General features: G+C 65.5%; 16 protein-coding genes and 2 tRNA genes. 12 read left to right on the top strand and 6 right to left on the bottom strand.

The features are described from left to right. Nucleotides 1-131 precede the first annotated feature (131 nt). The 4 genes from AC3FOF_RS14695 to AC3FOF_RS14710 all read left to right on the top strand — a co-directional run bounded on the left by AC3FOF_RS14695 (nt 132) and on the right by AC3FOF_RS14710 (nt 2,516). Nucleotides 132-998: a hypothetical protein gene (locus tag AC3FOF_RS14695; protein ID WP_488727003.1), complete on the top strand. Its 867-nt coding sequence runs from the start codon at nt 132-134 to the stop codon at nt 996-998. Between the two features lie 99 nt (nt 999-1,097). Then, nucleotides 1,098-1,174, top strand: a tRNA-Arg gene (locus AC3FOF_RS14700). Between the two features lie 109 nt (nt 1,175-1,283). Then, complete coding sequence (locus AC3FOF_RS14705; RefSeq protein WP_017230441.1) at nt 1,284-2,087, top strand: IclR family transcriptional regulator; 804 nt, start codon at nt 1,284-1,286, stop codon at nt 2,085-2,087. Between the two features lie 66 nt (nt 2,088-2,153). Then, nucleotides 2,154-2,516: a hypothetical protein gene (locus AC3FOF_RS14710; protein WP_276264561.1), complete on the top strand. Its 363-nt coding sequence runs from the start codon at nt 2,154-2,156 to the stop codon at nt 2,514-2,516. Here the strand turns inward: AC3FOF_RS14710 and dmpG are convergent. From dmpG to AC3FOF_RS14725, 3 genes are all read right to left on the bottom strand, one after another. Next, nucleotides 2,506-3,513 (bottom strand): 4-hydroxy-2-oxovalerate aldolase, encoded by a 1,008-nt coding sequence (gene dmpG, locus AC3FOF_RS14715; protein WP_017230443.1) that lies wholly within the window; start codon nt 3,511-3,513, stop codon nt 2,506-2,508. The genes AC3FOF_RS14710 and dmpG overlap by 11 nt on opposite strands. Nucleotides 3,514-3,533: 20 nt before the next feature. Next, nucleotides 3,534-4,475, bottom strand: coding sequence for an acetaldehyde dehydrogenase (acetylating) (locus AC3FOF_RS14720; RefSeq protein WP_017230444.1), 942 nt, complete (start codon nt 4,473-4,475; stop codon nt 3,534-3,536). A 212-nt stretch (nt 4,476-4,687) separates the two neighbouring features. Then, nucleotides 4,688-5,527 (bottom strand): IclR family transcriptional regulator, encoded by an 840-nt coding sequence (locus tag AC3FOF_RS14725; RefSeq protein ID WP_488727004.1) that lies wholly within the window; start codon nt 5,525-5,527, stop codon nt 4,688-4,690. A 97-nt stretch (nt 5,528-5,624) separates the two neighbouring features. On the opposite strand from AC3FOF_RS14725, the gene AC3FOF_RS14730 reads away from it, so the two are divergent. From AC3FOF_RS14730 to AC3FOF_RS14750, 5 genes are all read left to right on the top strand, one after another. Further along, nucleotides 5,625-6,614: a tripartite tricarboxylate transporter substrate binding protein gene (locus AC3FOF_RS14730; protein ID WP_276264559.1), complete on the top strand. Its 990-nt coding sequence runs from the start codon at nt 5,625-5,627 to the stop codon at nt 6,612-6,614. Between the two features lie 15 nt (nt 6,615-6,629). Continuing rightward, nucleotides 6,630-8,201 carry a class I adenylate-forming enzyme family protein gene (locus AC3FOF_RS14735; protein ID WP_488727005.1) on the top strand — a complete coding sequence of 524 codons (1,572 nt, stop codon included), beginning with the start codon at nt 6,630-6,632 and terminating at the stop codon, nt 8,199-8,201. Further along, on the top strand, nt 8,198-8,986 hold the full coding sequence (locus AC3FOF_RS14740; protein WP_017231296.1) for a citryl-CoA lyase: 789 nt from the start codon (nt 8,198-8,200) through the stop codon (nt 8,984-8,986). The genes AC3FOF_RS14735 and AC3FOF_RS14740 overlap by 4 nt, the downstream gene beginning before the upstream one ends. A gap of 143 nt (nt 8,987-9,129) precedes the next feature. Further along, a complete protein-coding gene (locus AC3FOF_RS14745; protein WP_017231295.1) occupies nt 9,130-9,354 on the top strand; it encodes a DUF6566 family protein in 225 nt (74 codons plus the stop codon). Nucleotides 9,355-9,551: 197 nt separating this feature from the next. After that, nucleotides 9,552-9,627 (top strand) — tRNA-Met (locus tag AC3FOF_RS14750). 62 nt (nt 9,628-9,689) lie between these two features. Here the strand turns inward: AC3FOF_RS14750 and AC3FOF_RS14755 are convergent. Beyond that, nucleotides 9,690-10,340, bottom strand: coding sequence for a TetR/AcrR family transcriptional regulator (locus AC3FOF_RS14755; RefSeq protein WP_276264556.1), 651 nt, complete (start codon nt 10,338-10,340; stop codon nt 9,690-9,692). A gap of 193 nt (nt 10,341-10,533) precedes the next feature. Between AC3FOF_RS14755 and AC3FOF_RS14760 the strand changes: the two genes are divergently transcribed. The 3 genes from AC3FOF_RS14760 to AC3FOF_RS14770 all read left to right on the top strand — a co-directional run bounded on the left by AC3FOF_RS14760 (nt 10,534) and on the right by AC3FOF_RS14770 (nt 13,533). Beyond that, a complete protein-coding gene (locus tag AC3FOF_RS14760; protein WP_488727006.1) occupies nt 10,534-12,159 on the top strand; it encodes a flavin-containing monooxygenase in 1,626 nt (541 codons plus the stop codon). 15 nt (nt 12,160-12,174) lie between these two features. Further along, nucleotides 12,175-13,113: an alpha/beta fold hydrolase gene (locus tag AC3FOF_RS14765; RefSeq protein WP_488727007.1), complete on the top strand. Its 939-nt coding sequence runs from the start codon at nt 12,175-12,177 to the stop codon at nt 13,111-13,113. Nucleotides 13,114-13,275: 162 nt separating this feature from the next. Beyond that, on the top strand, nt 13,276-13,533 hold the full coding sequence (locus AC3FOF_RS14770; RefSeq protein ID WP_017231291.1) for a hypothetical protein: 258 nt from the start codon (nt 13,276-13,278) through the stop codon (nt 13,531-13,533). Between the two features lie 47 nt (nt 13,534-13,580). On the opposite strand, the gene AC3FOF_RS14775 is transcribed toward AC3FOF_RS14770, so the two are convergent. Both AC3FOF_RS14775 and AC3FOF_RS14780 read right to left on the bottom strand, forming a co-directional pair. After that, the gene (locus AC3FOF_RS14775) at nt 13,581-13,787 is read right to left on the bottom strand and encodes a hypothetical protein (protein WP_017231290.1); all 207 of its coding nucleotides are present in this window, start codon (nt 13,785-13,787) and stop codon (nt 13,581-13,583) included. Between the two features lie 170 nt (nt 13,788-13,957). Then, nucleotides 13,958-15,475 carry an MFS transporter gene (locus tag AC3FOF_RS14780; protein ID WP_488727008.1) on the bottom strand — a complete coding sequence of 506 codons (1,518 nt, stop codon included), beginning with the start codon at nt 15,473-15,475 and terminating at the stop codon, nt 13,958-13,960. Nucleotides 15,476-16,516: the final 1,041 nt, after the last annotated feature.

A 16,516-nucleotide genomic window follows, 5' to 3' on the forward strand; every position in this document is an offset into this window, starting at 1 on the left:
CAGCGATGGCCACGGGCGTGTCTTCTGCGAGCGCGACATCGGACGGTACCGGTACCGCTGAGCATGGTCTTTGCGCGCACGCCGTCCACACCCATCCTTGCCGCCTGTGCTGCTCGATTCTTGCGATGCTGATGGCAGCCCTGGCACAAGCGGAAGAGCGTCCCGCCAGCGGCAACCCGGGCTTTGCCCGGGACCAGGCCGAAGCCGAACCCATGGCGCAGGTGGCCGGCAACGTGGCGACTTCATCGCCAGTCGCCACGACGTCAATGGCGATGCCGGCGGCAACCACGCAACCGGCAGCATCAGCAGAATCAGCAGCACCAGCAAGGCCGATAGCATCGCCGCCGGCGCCACCCGGCCACGTGGACTATGTGCAGATGCCCGTGATGGCATCGATCGGCCGCTGGCATCAGGCTGGGGAGCCGCGTTCCGCTAGCCACGGCGCGGACAACGATGCGCCCGGTCCCATCGCCGTCGCCAGCGATCCCGCTTATGCCGATTCAGCCGGCAAGCCGCCGCGCGCCGTTTTTTCCCTCCATATGGACGATGCCACTTCGGCAACCGGCCATGTCGGCAGCCGTGTGCAAAGCATGGCGCTTGCGCTGGACACCGTGCTGCCGCGCAGTGGCGGCCTGACGATACAGTCGCGCCTGCAGCTTGCCTACCAGTCCGGCCTCGACAAGAACGCCAACGGTTTCCTGGCCGGCCAGCCGGAAGACAGCAGCGTGGCGGCGATGGTCGTGCGGGTCTATCAGACGCAGCCGACCCGGCTCAATGGCGTCAACGGGGTCTATCCCTTCGTCGAAGCGGACCTCTGGCAGGATCACAAGCAGGTCATCAACATCAACGGTACCCGCATCGATCCCGAGATGCTGCGCGGCCTGCTCGCGTTCAACCTGGGTGCGCATGGCAGCACCAATTCAGGCGTCAAGATCTGGCTCAAGCTGAAGGCCGGCCGCAATCCCGGCGGGACCGTGGGCGCGCGCTATCGCTGGTAGCTCGCGGACAAGGCTGGCATCGGCGGCAGGCTGGAATCAATAAATACGGCGAGGGGTCTTGCTTTTTTCGGCGGCTCCGCTAGAATGTCGTTCTCGCGTGCGGCTGTAGCTCAGTTGGATAGAGTACTTGGCTACGAACCAAGGGGTCGTGGGTTCGAATCCTGCCAGCCGCACCACCGATAAGACAAGGGTTAGCACGTTCTGCGTGCTGACCCTTTTGTCATTTTGTCATTCCGGCGCATCGATCGGCACGCCTGCGGATGCGCGGCTCCCGTATCCACTCCCATGCCAAAGACCGATCCCGCATCCAGCACCGCTGCAGAGCCCGTACCGAAACGCAGCCTCGCCAGCCAGACCTTGTTCCGCGGGCTGGAAATCGTCGATGCCGTGTCGCAGGGCTTCACCACCTTGCCGGAAATCAGCAAGCAGACCGGCATCTCCTACAGCACCGCGCACCGGCTGGCCTCGGCGCTGACTGAGATCCGCTATCTGCAGCATGAGCCGCGCAAGGGGTACAGCCTCGGCAGCCGGCTGATCGAACTGGGCTTCCAGGCGCACCGGCAGTCGGACATTCTCGGCTGCGCGCGGCCGTATCTCGAACGCCTTGCGGCGCAGACGCGCGATACCGTGCATCTGGCCACGCTGATCGGGGACGAGGTGGTGTATCTCGACAAGCTGGCGGGGCAGCGCGCGGTGGAGATCAGCTCTCACATCGGCGGCCGCAAGCCGGTCTGCACCACGGGCGTGGGCAAGGCGCTGCTGATCGACAGCGGCGAGCCGGAGTGGCGGCGGCTGTATACGCGGGAAGCGGCAAAGGCGCCCCAGATGCCGCCGGAGGCAGTGTGGATCGACGCCATGCGCGGCTATGCGCAAGCCGACTACGCCTTCGACCTGGGCGAGGACGAGCCGTCGATCCGCTGCGTGGCGGCGCCGATCCGGGACGCCACCAACCGCATCGTGGCGGCGGTGAGCGTATCGAGCGCCGTGCAGTATATGGACAGCGAGCGGGTACAGGCGCTGATACCGGTGATCCGGCGCGCGGCGGCGGATATCAGCCAGCAGCTTGGCGGAAAGCCGGCGCGGCCCTGAGCCGGCGCCGGCGGCTTCCGTTGTGCATGCGGCTGGCCGCCGTCAGGCGATGCCGCTGGTCCCGCCATGGCGGTCTTGATCAGCGTGATGGAAAACATGCCGCGGTACGACTGGCGGTGGGTCAGGCCCGCGATAGCTGATCCCATCAGGCCGGCCAGCACGGTGATCGAGATGGCTTCGTTGAAGAGCGGAGTGGGGATCATCTGCAGCGTCCTGGCGGCGATGATGAAGCCCGGCAGCGTCGCGACAATGGCACTGAAGCCGAATGCCGGGGCGCTGTTCATCGCAGCCAGCAGCGACCCGCTCACCGCCGTCTTGCTGCCCTCGGAGAGGCGCCGCAGCAGCGTGCGCCAGCTCGTCGCCACCGCGGTCAGGAATCGTGCCTGCGGCTGGCGGCCGGGCCCGAGGCCCGGCTTTGCTAGCGTTTGAGATCGAGCGCGACGTCCACGATCATGTCTTCCTGCCCGCCCACCATGCGGCGCCGTCCCAGTTCCACCAGGATTTCCACTGCCGGCACGCCGTATTTTTGCGAGGCGGTTTCCGCGTGGCGCAGGAAGCTCGAGTACACGCCGGCGTAGCCTAGCGCGAGCGTTTCGCGATCGACCCGCACCGGCCGGTCCTGCAGCGGGCGCACCAGGTCATCGGCGGCATCCATCAGCGCGCGCACATCGCAGCCATGGTTCCAGCCCATGCGCTCGGCCACCGCCACGAAGACTTCGAGCGGCGCATTGCCCGCGCCCGCGCCCATGCCGGCCAGGCTGGCATCGACGCGATCGCAGCCTTCCTCCACCGCTACCACAGAATTGGCCACGCCAAGGCTGAGGTTGTGGTGGGCATGGATGCCGATTTCCGTGCCGGCCTGCAGCGTGCCGCGCAGCGCTCGCACACGGTCGCGCACGCCGTTCATGGTCAGCGCGCCGCCGGAGTCCACCACGTAGATGCAGGTGGCGCCATAGCTCTCCATCAGCTTGGCCTGCCCGGCCAGTTTCTCCGGCTCCGTCATGTGGCTCATCATCAGGAAGCCGACGGTATCCATGCCCAGCTTGCGCGCGCATTCGATATGCTGGCGCGAGGTGTCGGCCTCGGTGCAATGCGTGGCCACGCGCACCACGCGCGCACCGGCATCGTAGGCGGCGTGCAGGTCGTGCACGGTGCCGATGCCCGGCAGCAGCAGGGTGGCGATCCTGGCGTGCTTCACGCTCTCGGCCGCGGCCGCAATCCACTCCAGGTCCGTGTTGGCGCCGAAGCCGTAGTTGAAGCTCGAGCCGCTCAGGCCGTCGCCGTGCGCGACTTCGATCGAATCGACGTGCGCCGCGTCCAGCGCGGCTGCGATCGTCCTGACGTTCTCGATGCTGTACTGATGGCGGATGGCATGCATGCCGTCGCGCAGCGTGACATCGGAAATATAGATTTTCTTGGTGCTCATCTCGGTTTCCCCCTTGTCTTTCAGGCTGCGCAGAGTTGCGTCTGCGCCATGCGTTCCGCGCAGGCCAGTGCCGCGGAGGTCATGATGTCGAGATTGCCCGCGTAGGCCGGCAGGTAGTGCGCGGCGCCCTCCACCTCGAGATAGACCGAGGTCTTCAGGCCAGCGGTCCTGCCGATACCCGGCACGTTCAGCGCGTTCTCTCCCTCGAAGCGGTCGAATTGCACCGACTGCTTGAGCCGGTAGCCCGGCACATAGGACTGCACCTTCTTCACCATCTCGTGGATGCTGGCTTCGATGCGGTCCTGATCGGCCAGGTCGGACAGGACGAACACCGTGTCGCGCATGATCAGCGGCGGCTCGGCCGGGTTCAGGATGATGATCGCCTTGCCGCGCGTGGCGCCGCCCAGCACTTCGATGGCGCGTGAGGTGGTTTCGGTGAACTCGTCGATATTGGCGCGGGTGCCGGGGCCGGCCGACTTGCTCGAGATCGAAGCCACGATCTCGGCGTAGTGCACCTTGGCCACCTGGGACACCGCCGCGACCATGGGGATGGTTGCCTGGCCGCCGCAGGTCACCATATTGATGTTGGTGGCTTCAAGCTGCTGGTCGATGTTGATGGCGGGAATCACGTACGGGCCGATGGCCGCCGGCGTCAGGTCGATCACGCGGATGCCTTTTTCCTGCAGCTTCGCGTTGTGGTGCTCGTGCGCGCCTGCCGAGGTGGCGTCGAAGACCACGCGGATGTCCTTGAACTCGGGCATGGCCAGCAGGCCGTCGATGCCGCCCGCCGTGGTGGGGACGTTGAGGCGCGCCGCGCGCGCCAGGCCGTCCGATGCGGGGTCGATGCCGACCATCGCTCCCATCTCCAGATGCTTGCCGTGCCGCAGGATCTTGATCATCAGGTCGGTACCGATATTGCCGGAACCGATGATGGCGGCTTTGATCGTGTCGCTTTTGCTCATTGGATCTCCTCCGATTGACTTGAGCCGCGCGTTGCGATGTCCCCGACCGGAGATGGCCGTGACGTGGCGAAGCTCATCTATTCGGAGCAGATGTTATGGGCTCTCTCAATTAGTTGTCAATATATGAAAGTAACTCTCATATATTGAGATTAAAAAGAGATGGAATCTCCATTTGCGAGCCGAAAACCGGACAGTAGCGCTTGCCGTGGCATCTACAGGCCGTTTGGCAGCAGGGCCCCCAGTGCCTCGCGCATGGCGCGCGCAATCAGTTGCTGGCGCTCGCGCGGCATGCGCGCCAGGGTGGATGCCACGCTGATGGCCGCCAGGGGCTCGCCGTCGCCGGCGTGGACCGCCATGCCGACCGCCAGGACGCCGCGGGTGGCGTGGTTGCCGATCACCGACCAGCCGCGCTCGCGGGTGGCGCGCACCAGGATCCGCATGCGATCCGGCGTCATGCCGCCGTACTGCCCCAGCGCCGGCGCGTTGGCTGCGATGCAGCCCGCCACGTCGTTGTCCGGCAGTGCCGCCAGCAAGGCCAGCCCTGCGGCGCCGACGCCTAGCGGCTGGCGCGTGCCGACCTGGATGACGAGGATCTGCACCGGGTGGGTGCCCACGTGGCGTGCAATGCAGTGCGAGATCGGCCCTTCGCGCACGATGGCGAAGGCAGCGTCGCCGCAGGCCGCGCTTACCCGCGCCAGGACGGGCTGCAAGCGCTGCGCAAAGCCAGGCGTGGCCTTGGGCGGTGCCAGGCTTGCCAGACGCGGGCCTGCCGTATAGCGAAAGCGGCCGCGTTGTGCGATGTAGCCGCTCTCGATCAGGGTCGCCAGCAGCCGGTAGACCGTGGCCCGCTCCAGCCCCGCGGCACGGCACAGATCCACTACGCGAAGACCGTCGCGGCCGCTTTCGCGCACCGTGTCCAGCAGTTGCAGCCCACGCCGAAGCGTGCGGCTGCCGGGATCGTCGTCGCGTTCGGCGGCGGGGGTGGGCGTCGCCATGTCCATGGCTTGAATGTCCGGCAGGCGGACGTTTCGAGTGGCGGTGCGGGCGGGCATCGGGAAGAATTTCTCCGTCGGTGGGGTACCCCGCAGTATGCCGCAGCGTGACAAGAACGGGCCCGCGACAAGCATGACATCCAACAGGAGACAAAGCATGACATTCCATCGCGCACCGCGCCGGCGCTGGCTCGCGTTCGCCGCCGCACTTGCGTGCAGCGCTGTGCTGCCGTTGCAGGCGCAGCCCGCCGCCTGGCCGGCCAAGCCGGTCAGACTCGTGGTTGGCTACGCCCCCGGCGGCGCCACCGACGTGATCGCGCGCATTGTCGCCAACAAGCTCGGCGAGCAGCTTGGCCAATCCGTGATCGTGGACAACCGCGCGGGCGCCAACAGCAATGTGGGCGCGGAGGTGGTCGCCAAGGCGGTGCCCGACGGCTACACGCTCTATGTCTACACTATCGCCAACACCATCAACGGCACCCTGTACAACAAGCTGGGCTATGACCCGCAGAACGACTTCGAGCCGATCGGGCTGATCGCCAAGATTCCCAACCTGCTGGTGGTGAATCCCAAGCTGCCGGTCAAGAGCGTGGCGGACTATGTGCGCTTCGCGAAGGCATCGCCGAACGGCGTCACGTTCGCATCATCGGGCAGCGGCTCGTCCATCCACCTGTCGGGCGAGATGTTCAAGATGCAGGCCGGGCTGAACATGCTGCACGTGCCCTACCGCGGCAGCGCGCCGGCGATCACCGATCTGCTGGGCGGCCAGGTGCAGTCGATGTTCGACAACACGCCGTCGGCGCTGCCGCACGTGCAGGCGGGCCGCTTGCGCGCCATCGCCATCACCAGCGCGCAGCGTTCGCCGCTGTTGCCGGACGTGCCGACGGTTGCCGAGTCGGGTTTTCCCGGCTTCGACGTGCAATCGTGGTTCAGCCTCGCCGCGCCTGCCGGCACGCCGAGGCCGGTGATCGAGCGCGTGAACGCCGCCCTCAACAAGGCGCTTGCGGCGCCCGACGTGCGCCAGCGCCTGCACGACCTGGCGGCCACGCCCGAACCCGGTACGCCGGGGCAGTTGCGTAGCTTCATCAAGGCGGAGATCAAGCGCTGGCACGACGTGGTGAAACAGTCCGGCGCCAAGGCCGAATAAGGAGTCCCACCCTTCATGTATCCGATCGATTTCTTCTGGCGCGCCGCCGCGCGCTGGCCTGGCAATGTCGCCATCGATGCGCCCGAAGGCGCCATCCGCTACGATGCGCTGGCCGACCGGGTGGCCGCGCTCGCCGCCGCGCTCGTCGCGCTGGACCCCGCACCGCAAAGCCGGGTCGGCATTTGCGCGGGCAACAGCGCCGAGCATATTGCCGCGCTGCTGGCGGTGCTGGCCTGCGGCAAGGTCTGGGTGCCGCTCAATCCGAAGAGCACCCGGCCTGAGATCCGCCGCATCGTCGACGCGACCGAGCCGTCCATCCTGGTGGTCGATGCGGCCTGTGCCGGCCTGCTGGAGGGCGCGCCCGGCGTGCGCATCTACAGCGGCTTGCCGCCGGCAGGCGAGCCAACCGTCGCGGCGCTGGCGGCGGTGCATGCGGGAGCGCCGCGCCCGGTCTTCACGCTGCCGCCGGATGCCATCCAGGCGATCAAGTTCACCGGCGGCACCACCGGTGCGCCGAAGGGCGTGATGCAGCCTTACCGCGCCTGGATGGCCAACATCGTCAACCAGATCCACGCGTGGGGCTTCGACGAGCACGAGCGCTATATCGTGGCGGCGCCGATCACGCATGGCACCTCAACCTATCTGCTGCCCATCCTGGCACAGGGCGGTTGCCACGTGGTGCTGGCCGAGGCGGGCGCCGAGGCCGTGCGTACCGCGTTCCGCGAACGTGGCGGTACCGCGTGCTTCATGCCGCCTACGCTGGTCTACATGCTGATGGCGTTGCCGGGCGCCTCGCGCGCGGACTTTCCGCGCCTGCGCCGGCTGATCTATGGGGGCGCCCCGATGCCGCCGGAGAAGATCCGCGAGGTGCGCGACTTCTTCGGCCCGGTGCTGGGCACCACCTACGGCCAGACCGAGGCGCCGCAGATTCTTACCGTGATGCGTCCCCGGGACTTCGATGATGAACGGAACTGGGCTGCGGTGGGCCTTGCCGGCTGGTTCAGCGACGTGGCGGTCATGTCGCCGGACGGCCGCTTGCTGCCCCCATGCGAGGTCGGCGAGGTGGTGGCGCGCGGTGACCTCGTCATGACCGGCTACTGGCGCCTGCCGGAGAAAACCGGGGAGACCCTGGTGGACGGCTGGCTGCATACCGGCGACCGCGGCATGATCGACGAGCGTGGCTACCTCTACCTGAAGGACCGGCTGAAAGACATGGTCATCACCGGTGGATTCAACGTGTATCCGGTGGATGTCGAGAACGCGCTAGGCCAGCATCCCGCCGTGCATGAATGCGCGGTGTTCGGCGTGCCCGATGAGAAATGGGGCGAGGCGGTGCAGGCCGCCGTGGAGTTGCGCCCCGGCCAACACGCTACCGAAGCCGGATTGATCGCCTTCGTGCGAGAGCGGCTCGGACCCGTGCAGACGCCCAAGCGCATTCATTTCCATGCCAGCCTGCCGCGCTCGCCCGTAGGGAAGGTGCTCAAGACCACGGTGCGGGAACGCGCCATGGCCCCCGGGGCGCCTGGCACCGACAACCCAGCTAGCGCAGACAACAGCGCCCGCGCAGCATCAAGGACCAAGCCATGACCACAACCGCCAAGCCCGTTACCCGCCTGTGCACCCATACGCTCACCAGCCTGCATTACCGCGATGCGAACCTGGTCGAGGACCTGATGGGCAAGAAGACCTTTACGGAAGTGATGCTGATGCAGATTCTCGGCCGCGAGCCGCGCCCGGTCGACCTGCGCATCACCGACGTGGTGCTGATCGTCCTGATGGAGCACGGCCTCACGCCGAGCGCCATCGCCACGCGCCTGATCTACATGAGCGCGCCCGAGAACCTGCAGGGTGCCGTGTCGGCAGGCCTGCTGGCGGTCGGGAGTTCATTCGTGGGCACCATGGAGAACTGCGCGCAGTTGCTCGACCGCATCGGCGCGGCCGCCGACCCCGATGCCGAGGCGATGGAGATCGCGCGCCACTACAAAGCCGTCAAGAGCCCCGTCCCGGGCTTCGGCCACCACTTGCACAAGCCGGTGGATCCGCGCGCCTACAAGCTGCTCGAGATGGGGCGCGCCGAGCCCGACCTGGCCGGAGACAAGATCCGCGCACTCGAGTGCCTGTCCAGGGCCGTGGATGCCGTGAGCGGCCGGGCCATCACCATCAACGCCACGGGCGCCGTCGCCGCCTTGCTGGGCGAGCTGGGCGTGGCCACGGGCGTGATGCGCGGCTTTGCCGTCATTTCGCGTGCGGCGGGCCTGGTGGCGCATATCGTCGAAGAGCAGCAAAGCCCCTCCGGGCGCTTTATCTGGGACACCGTCGAGCATGCCATTCCCTATGTGGGCGAGGGCGGCAGGCCGGAGGAGGGCAGGTGACGCGGGCAACTCCCTGAGCCCGCGTGCATCCGGGCTGGCCAGACGGCAAGAGCGGCATCGGATGCGGGTGGAAATGCTAGGATTCCAACAGAACGCAGCAATGATCCTGCGAATCCAGGCAAGTGCAAAGGAGAGACACGGAGATGGAAAGCGGCGTCACGGAAGGCATCAAGGAATACAGGGGCTATGTTGTCCATGTCTTCTGCAAGACGATCAAGGACGGCTTGCACATCGCATCCTGCGCGATCTGGGAGGATGGCGCCGTGGTGCAGGATGCCAGGTCGATCGGCCGCAACCATGCCACGCCTGACGATGCGAAGGCGGCTGCCTACGAATGGGCCAGGCAGTGGATAGACGCCAATAGCTGAAACCGGGGGCAGGAGTCCAGGCCTGGTTCCGGTGCCGGCGGCGCCTGCGCCGGAAGGTCGGAAGTTCGTATTGCCGCAGGGCCTCGGGCGGTGCATTTCCGTTCGCATCGCCTCGGGGAAGGGATCCATACCGGCACTTTCCGGCTTTTTTTCCATAAAGGGTATCCAGATGCCGCCAACCCGCGTATATTTCGGCCCGCGGGGTGGAGCAGTTGGCAGCTCGTCGGGCTCATAACCCGAAGGTCGCAGGTTCAAGTCCTGCCCCCGCAACCAGATATAAGGCAAAAAGCCCGTGCGGATCACACCGCACGGGCTTTTTGCTTTCTTGCCTTGCCTCAGCCCTGGTCTACCTTGATGTTCAGCAAGTCATTGCCGGTCTCGGTCAGATAGGGCGAGAAAAGGCTCATCACCTGAGACGCGCCCCATCGGATATGTTGGCGCTTGATGGCGTCGATACCATGGCGGGAGCGCAGATAGTCGATCCAGTAAGTGGATACGATCCAGGTATTCACGACCAGATGATCGAGTTGCGCGGGCGTGGCGCGCAGCAATCCCGCGGATTCCATGTCCCCGAATACCCGCCGGACATCTCGCTGGCCGTCATTGGCCAGCGCTTCGGTGCGCGAGCGCAAAGCCGGCGCAAGGTTGCGAATGGCGGCCGAGTCGCGATAGAAGAAGCGCCACTCCCACATCAGGTTGAACCAGCCGCTCAGATAGCCTGCAAAACGGCCAGGTTCTTCCCCATGCGCCAGATCGGCAACCGAGGTGTCGCGCAGCGCCCGCTCGAACTTGTCGAACAGCGCCTCCAGGATCTGTTCCTTGCGGTTGAAGTGATAGTAGAGATTGCCTTCCTGGATGCCGACCGCCGACGCGATCTCCGCCGTCGTCACAACGACCGGGCCGCGTTCGTTGAACAGGCTCAGGCAGGCATCCAGGATGCGTTCGCGCGTCTTGGGGCGCAGGACCGGCGCGCCTTTCACAGTCATGGCCGGAGACTCCTGTGGTGTTGCGTTATCTGCATGTCTTGCATGGGGGAATTTAGGGGTAAGCCCTGATTCCAGGCAATCCCGGTTGATAAATTAGGGTGAACACCCTAGTCTAGTCCGAAGGCAGCACGAATGCACCGCGAGAATTCGGCGCGGCCAGCGCCAGCCCGGTTTTGCCAACAGGAGACAATCGATGCTATCAGGCAACGCGGATCATCTTTCTTCCCAGGCCCAGTCCGGCACGCCGGCCGAAGCGCGGGGCGCGGGACAGCAGACGGCGCATGCCGCTGGACAGGGCAAGGCACAGCATGTCGATGTGCTGATCGTAGGGGCCGGGCTGTCCGGCATCTGCGCGGCCTACCACCTGCAAACCAGCTGCCCGGGCAAGACGTTCGCGATACTGGAAGGGCGGGATGCGATCGGCGGCACGTGGGATCTCTTCCGTTATCCCGGCGTGAGGTCGGACTCGGACATGTACACGCTGGGCTTCAGTTTCCGCCCCTGGCGGAGCGAGAAGTCGATCGCCGACGGCGATGCCATCCTGCAGTACATCCGGGGCACGGCACGGGAATTCGGTATCGAGCAGCGCATCCGCTTCGGCCACCGCGCCACCCGTGCTTCGTGGTCGTCCGACACCGCCCGGTGGACGGTGGAGGCGACGGTTGGCCCGCAGGCCACGCCCGCGCGCTTCACTTGTGGTTTTCTCTATCTCTGCAGCGGCTACTATGACTACGCGGATGGCTATATGCCGGGCTGGCCGGGCATGGAGCGGTTTGGCGGGCGCATCGTGCATCCGCAGCACTGGCCGTCGGACCTGGTGTATGACGACAAGCGCGTGGTCGTGATCGGCAGCGGCGCGACTGCGGTCACGCTGCTGCCTGAAATGGCCAAGCGGGCTGCCCATGTGACCATGCTGCAGCGCTCGCCGACCTATATCGTGGCCCGCCCATCCAGCGATGCCATTTCCGCATGGTTGCAGCGGCGCCTGCCGGCGGGCATGGCGCACCGGGCCACACGCTGGAAGAACGTCTTGCTCGGCATGTACTTCTACAATCTGTCGCGCAAGAAGCCGGAGCTGGTCAAACAGAAGATCCTCAAGGGCGTGCGTGCCCAGCTCGGGCCCGACTATGACATTGACAAGCACTTCACGCCATCCTACAAGCCGTGGGACCAGCGGCTTTGCCTGGTGCCGGACTCCGACCTGTTCGAATCCATCCGCTCCGGCAAGGCCTCCGTGGCGACCGACCAGATCGCGTCGTTCACCGAGACAGGGCTGGCGCTGCGCTCCGGCGCGCAACTCGACGCGGACGTCATCGTGACGGCCACGGGACTGCAGCTCAAAGTGGCGGGCGGACTGCAGATCGAGGTGGATGGCGTACCACGGAGCCCGGCGCAGGCCTTTATGTACAAAGGCATGATGTATAGCGACATGCCCAACCTTGCGGTTGCCATGGGCTATGTCAACGCCTCCTGGACCCTGAAGGCGGAACTGTCGTCGACCTATGTGTGCCGGTTGATCAATCACATGGACGCGCACGGCTATGCCTGGTGCGCGCCGCGGCGTGCGGATTCGTCCGCGGACCAGGAGCCGTCGCTGTCGCTGAGCTCAGGCTATGTGCAACGCGCCAGCGGCATCCTGCCCAAGCAGGGCTCGAAGCGGCCATGGCGGGTGCATCAGAACTACCTGTTCGACCTGATGGCGCTGAAATTCGGCAGGATCGAAGATGGCGCGATGGCGTTCGGCCGGGCCGGCCAGGCTGCGGCGCGGCCGGAGAGCACCATGCCTTCCGCCATGACCGCGGATTCCGTGAACGGTTGAAAGGATCCCTGTTATATGACCTTACTGATTGCTTGTATTGCGGTTGCCGTCGTCGTCGTGCTCGGGCTGGTGGCATTTACCTGGCTGATGGCGCGCAAGGTGGAAAAGGCGCTGCCGCCGAAGGGGAAGTTCATCGAGATCGACGGGGCCCGGATCCATTACATCGACAAAGGCAACGGCCCGGCCATCGTGATGGTCCACGGACTGGGCGGCCAGAGCGGCAACTTCTCCTATGCCCTGCTTGAGCGGCTGGCCAGCCGTTTCCGGGTGATCCTGGTCGACAGGCCCGGCTCGGGATATTCGACCAGGCCGGCCGCGATGTCCGCACGCCTGCCGGTGCAAAGCGCGGTGGTCGCCAAATTCATCCGGGCGATTGGCCTGCAACGTCCTTTGCTGGTCGGGCATTCCCTTGGCGGTGCCGTTGCGCTTGGCGTTGCGCTCGATCATGCCGACGCGATCAGCGGGCTGGCCCTGATCGCGCCGTTGACGCATCCCGTGGAGGGCACGCCGGCCTCGTTCCGCGCATTGGCGATCTCGTCCGCCGCGGTGCGCCGCGTGGTGGCGTGGACGTGGGCCATACCCAGGTCGATCCTGCGCGGGCGCGCCATGATGGAACTGGTGTTCAGTCCCGACCGGCCGCCCCAGGATTTCGGGACCGCCGGCGGCGGATTGCTGGGGCTACGGCCGGGCAGCTTCTATGCGGCATCGTCCGACATGGTTGCCATCGCGGACGACCTGCCCGGCATGGCCCGGCGCTATGCGACGCTGGCGCTGCCGGTCAGCATCCTGTTCGGCACCGAGGACGGCATCCTCGACTGGCAGGCGCAGGGCAAGGCGATGAAGGACAAGCTGCCGGCGCTGGATCTCGAACTCGTCTCCGGCGGGCACATGCTGCCGATCACCATTCCCGACCGTACCGCAGCGTGGCTGACGGCGGTTGCAGGGCGGCTATAGCGGCGGCAGATAGCGGCGTGGCCGACGGGAACAAGCAACGGGTGGCTTGCATCTGCACGACAAAGGGGCATGACCGGGAAGGCGCAAACGCAGCCGGGCGGAGCGGGGTGAAGCGGTGGATCATGCTAGGATCCGCCCTCTGCACCAAAATCGAGCCCACCGATGTCCAACACCTTCCTGATACTTGATCCGGTTCCCTCCGAAGACGGCGAGCGAATCGGCTTTTCCATTGTGGCCAACGGCGTTGAGGGTAGAGGCGCCGTGTCTCGCTCGGCGCTCGACGAGCTGGCCCAGGGGCAGATCGGCAGTCACCTGGATATTTTCGGGAGGAATCTCGCTCGCATCCAGGAGGCGGTCTTGATGAAATGGTCGGCGAATCCATCGCTCGACCCGGTGCTGCTGGGCGTCAACGACTTCTGAATGGCCATCTGCCGCCTCCTGCGCTCGCCTGGCGGCGAACGCAGGCCTCACACCTGCGAGTAGGTGCGCACGAGCTTGGTCTTGAGTGGCCAGGGCTTCGAGGCAAGGATCCAGATGCAGAGCAGTGGACCAAGGAGCGGGATCAATGCCAGGTAGGCATAGAAGCCATCGAAATGCGCTGACTTGAATACCTTCCGAAAGGGAAAGAACCAGATGGCTTCGAAGACTAGAAATCCCAGAAGGTAGAGCGTCATGATCGTGCTTCCTGTGCGGCTTCCCGGCTAGGCACATGCCTTGCTTTGCGGCATTGTAGAACCCATTCAAACACGGACAATCCCACCGCATAGGGGGATTTCTGCGGGAGCTGCAGCCATACCGGCGTAGCAATGCGCGGGAATTTCGCCTCGCCGGGGCGGCGCGTCGCTTACCGCAGTGCGCGCTGTGCCACGGCAACCAGGGCCACCGCGACGCAGGCGAAGGCCAGCAGCGCAAACAGATTGCTCACCGCTATCAGCTGTGCCTGCTGGTCGATCAGCATCGACCAGCTTGCCAGCGTGGCGGCATCGAAGCCGGCGGGCAGGTCGAAGGGCGTGATCCTGGCCACCAGTTGCGTGCGTGCCAGCGCCTCGCCGTACTGGAGCCACAGGCTGGCCACGCCAGTGCCGCCAGCGGTCGCAATCTGGCGCACGATGTTCTTGAACTGGTAGGCATGCGCAAAATCCTCGACGCTGAATTCCGCATAGGTCAGGCCCGCCACCAATGCCAGGATAAAGGGCGTGGTCAGGCTCTGCAGCGTCAGGGCCGGCAGCAGGACGGCGATGGAGGCGCCCGGCATCATCCGCTGGCTGAGCAGCCAGGCGGCGGCGCCAAACATGAGGTAGCCCAGGGCGATGTAGCGTCGCTGTCCCTTCAGGCGGCTCCCGGCATAGGTGAAGGCGCACAGGCCGGCACAGCCGATCAGCCCCGTGACGGTGAGCACCTTGCCGGCGGTCTGGAAGGTGAAGCCGAGCCCGGACTGCAACATGGTGGGCACCACATAGGCCCACAATCCATTGAGGAAGTAATACAGCGTATAGAAGCCCAGCCCGGCCAGGTAGCGGCGGCCGAACAGCAGGCGGGGATTGAGCCAGGGGTCGGGGTGGCGATGCTGGTGCACGAATACGGCCGCAAGCAGCGCCAGTCCGACAAGGGGTGTGACCGACACCGAGGGCGAACTCGCCAGTTCATAGAAGCGCAGGTCGCCGAGCCCATGCAGCAGGACCAGCGCGCCCATGCCAAGCAGGACCACGGTTACCCAGTCCATGCCGCCGACATCCACCTCCCACGGTGCGAGCGAGGCCGCCAGCCGGCGCGGATAGGAGCCCAGCACCAGCAGCATTGCCGCGGCCGACATGATGGCCTGCACTACAAAGATCATGCGCCAGCTCGCATCCTCCACCAGCACTGCCGTGATCCACGGCGCCAGCGCCGCCAGGCCCATGCCGCCGATATTGAAGCCCATGAAGAGCGGCCGCCGCTCTTCGCGGACGGCGGCCAGCTGGATGATGATGCGGGACGCGGTGAACAAGCCGCCCGCGCCCAATCCCTGCACGGCGCGCGCCAGGCTCAGTTCGAGCGGGGTATTGCAGACAGCGCACAGCGTTGCCCCCACAGTGGCGATGCCCAGGCCGAGCAGGCTATAGCCGCGATAGCTGATATCCTTGGCGAGGCGCCCCAGTATCAGGTTGGCGACCGTGGCCGCGGCCGCATAGGACGTGAGGCTCCAGAGAAAATCCTCCGGCGAAGCGTGGATGCCGCCCCGGATGTGCGTGCCCGCCACGCCCATCATGGATGAGGCGACGAAATCCACGCCGGTGGTGCAGCCCAGCGTGAACGCGAACAGATAAACCTGCGCCGCCGACAGGTCGGGGTGTTTACCCAGCAATGCGCTGCCAGTTGCCATGGCGGTTCCATCCGTCGCATATCAGCGTCGCAGTCCGGCCGGCTTCCGCTCCCGCAACCGGGCGAAGCGCTTCCCGGCTTCCTCGGCGGCGTCCCGGTGCGTTGTGTATGGCGGTTTGATGAGGCGCCTGGATGCCTTCCCCAGTATCGTATAAACGACAAGGGTGCCCAAGCAAAAAACGGGAAAGCGGGCCGCGGCCCCGGTGGAGATCGCCAAGGGCTGGCGATTGCGGCCGATGGTCAGGCCGTCATGGCAGCGGACGATCGGGGGCGGTACCTCAACGTGGCCGCCCGCCCAAAAAAAGACGCCGCCCCATGGTCGAGGCGGCGTGGCGAGGTATCTAGCGGGAAATGCAGAAGGGCTGCATTCAAGGACTGGATGGTGACGGCTGCCGCGTAAAAATGGTGTAAAAATTCGCTGGAAAGCGGGGTCAGGCCAAAGGCGGCGATGCCTGGCAGGCCCGTGAACCCCGGGGCCAGGGGCGCACTCCGCCCGCCCCCTGTTAGATGCCGGGTTCCGGTCTTCCCGGTACCGGAAAACCAGGCCTGCCGAAACCTGGAGCCATCCCAAAATGGAAAGGCGATGAAAAAAACGCGAGTAATCGGCACCTCCATGGATGCACTCCGTGCTGCCGAAACGGAGTTGGGGCGCAGGCTGCCTCAATCCTTCTTAATGAGGGCAAAGTGGTCGTTCGCGGCATTGCCCGGGTAAAGTCCGGCTCGGATTCTGGGCGGCGAACCTGGCTGGTTGGCATTATATCGTTTTTTGTTCGGTGATTAATATAATTCGATTCCTGTTTTTATTGATTATTGGTTTTTTGAGAGTTGATATTCATTATCAGGGTTAATCGCCTGGCCTGAAGGGCCGATGCTGCCGCTGTCGCCGGGGGCCTCATATCGAAGCCGTTCGCTGCCTTGCCGCCACGACTGCGGCTTGGTTCGTTCGCGCGCATTGTTTTCAGTTCGTCAATTGACAAGCCTGGTTCGCGGGAACATCATCGCTGGGGAAAATAAACGCGCCTCTGTGCGGTCGGGTCGCCCG

Source organism: Cupriavidus sp. 96C5-1, from assembly GCF_057798855.1.

Coding starts and splice junctions, on each gene's coding strand:
- AC3FOF_RS14775 (WP_017231290.1), bottom strand. CDS start 13,787: ATGACGCTCTACCTTCTGGGATTTCTAGTCTTCGAAGCCATCTGGTTC.
- AC3FOF_RS14695 (WP_488727003.1), top strand. CDS start 132: ATGGCAGCCCTGGCACAAGCGGAAGAGCGTCCCGCCAGCGGCAACCCG.
- AC3FOF_RS14740 (WP_017231296.1), top strand. CDS start 8,198: ATGACCACAACCGCCAAGCCCGTTACCCGCCTGTGCACCCATACGCTC.
- AC3FOF_RS14780 (WP_488727008.1), bottom strand. CDS start 15,475: ATGGCAACTGGCAGCGCATTGCTGGGTAAACACCCCGACCTGTCGGCG.
- AC3FOF_RS14745 (WP_017231295.1), top strand. CDS start 9,130: ATGGAAAGCGGCGTCACGGAAGGCATCAAGGAATACAGGGGCTATGTT.
- AC3FOF_RS14760 (WP_488727006.1), top strand. CDS start 10,534: ATGCTATCAGGCAACGCGGATCATCTTTCTTCCCAGGCCCAGTCCGGC.
- AC3FOF_RS14720 (WP_017230444.1), bottom strand. CDS start 4,475: ATGAGCAAAAGCGACACGATCAAAGCCGCCATCATCGGTTCCGGCAAT.
- dmpG (WP_017230443.1), bottom strand. CDS start 3,513: ATGAGCACCAAGAAAATCTATATTTCCGATGTCACGCTGCGCGACGGC.
- AC3FOF_RS14730 (WP_276264559.1), top strand. CDS start 5,625: ATGACATTCCATCGCGCACCGCGCCGGCGCTGGCTCGCGTTCGCCGCC.
- AC3FOF_RS14705 (WP_017230441.1), top strand. CDS start 1,284: ATGCCAAAGACCGATCCCGCATCCAGCACCGCTGCAGAGCCCGTACCG.
- AC3FOF_RS14710 (WP_276264561.1), top strand. CDS start 2,154: ATGGCGGTCTTGATCAGCGTGATGGAAAACATGCCGCGGTACGACTGG.
- AC3FOF_RS14725 (WP_488727004.1), bottom strand. CDS start 5,527: ATGCCCGCCCGCACCGCCACTCGAAACGTCCGCCTGCCGGACATTCAA.
- AC3FOF_RS14765 (WP_488727007.1), top strand. CDS start 12,175: ATGACCTTACTGATTGCTTGTATTGCGGTTGCCGTCGTCGTCGTGCTC.
- AC3FOF_RS14755 (WP_276264556.1), bottom strand. CDS start 10,340: ATGACTGTGAAAGGCGCGCCGGTCCTGCGCCCCAAGACGCGCGAACGC.
- AC3FOF_RS14735 (WP_488727005.1), top strand. CDS start 6,630: ATGTATCCGATCGATTTCTTCTGGCGCGCCGCCGCGCGCTGGCCTGGC.
- AC3FOF_RS14770 (WP_017231291.1), top strand. CDS start 13,276: ATGTCCAACACCTTCCTGATACTTGATCCGGTTCCCTCCGAAGACGGC.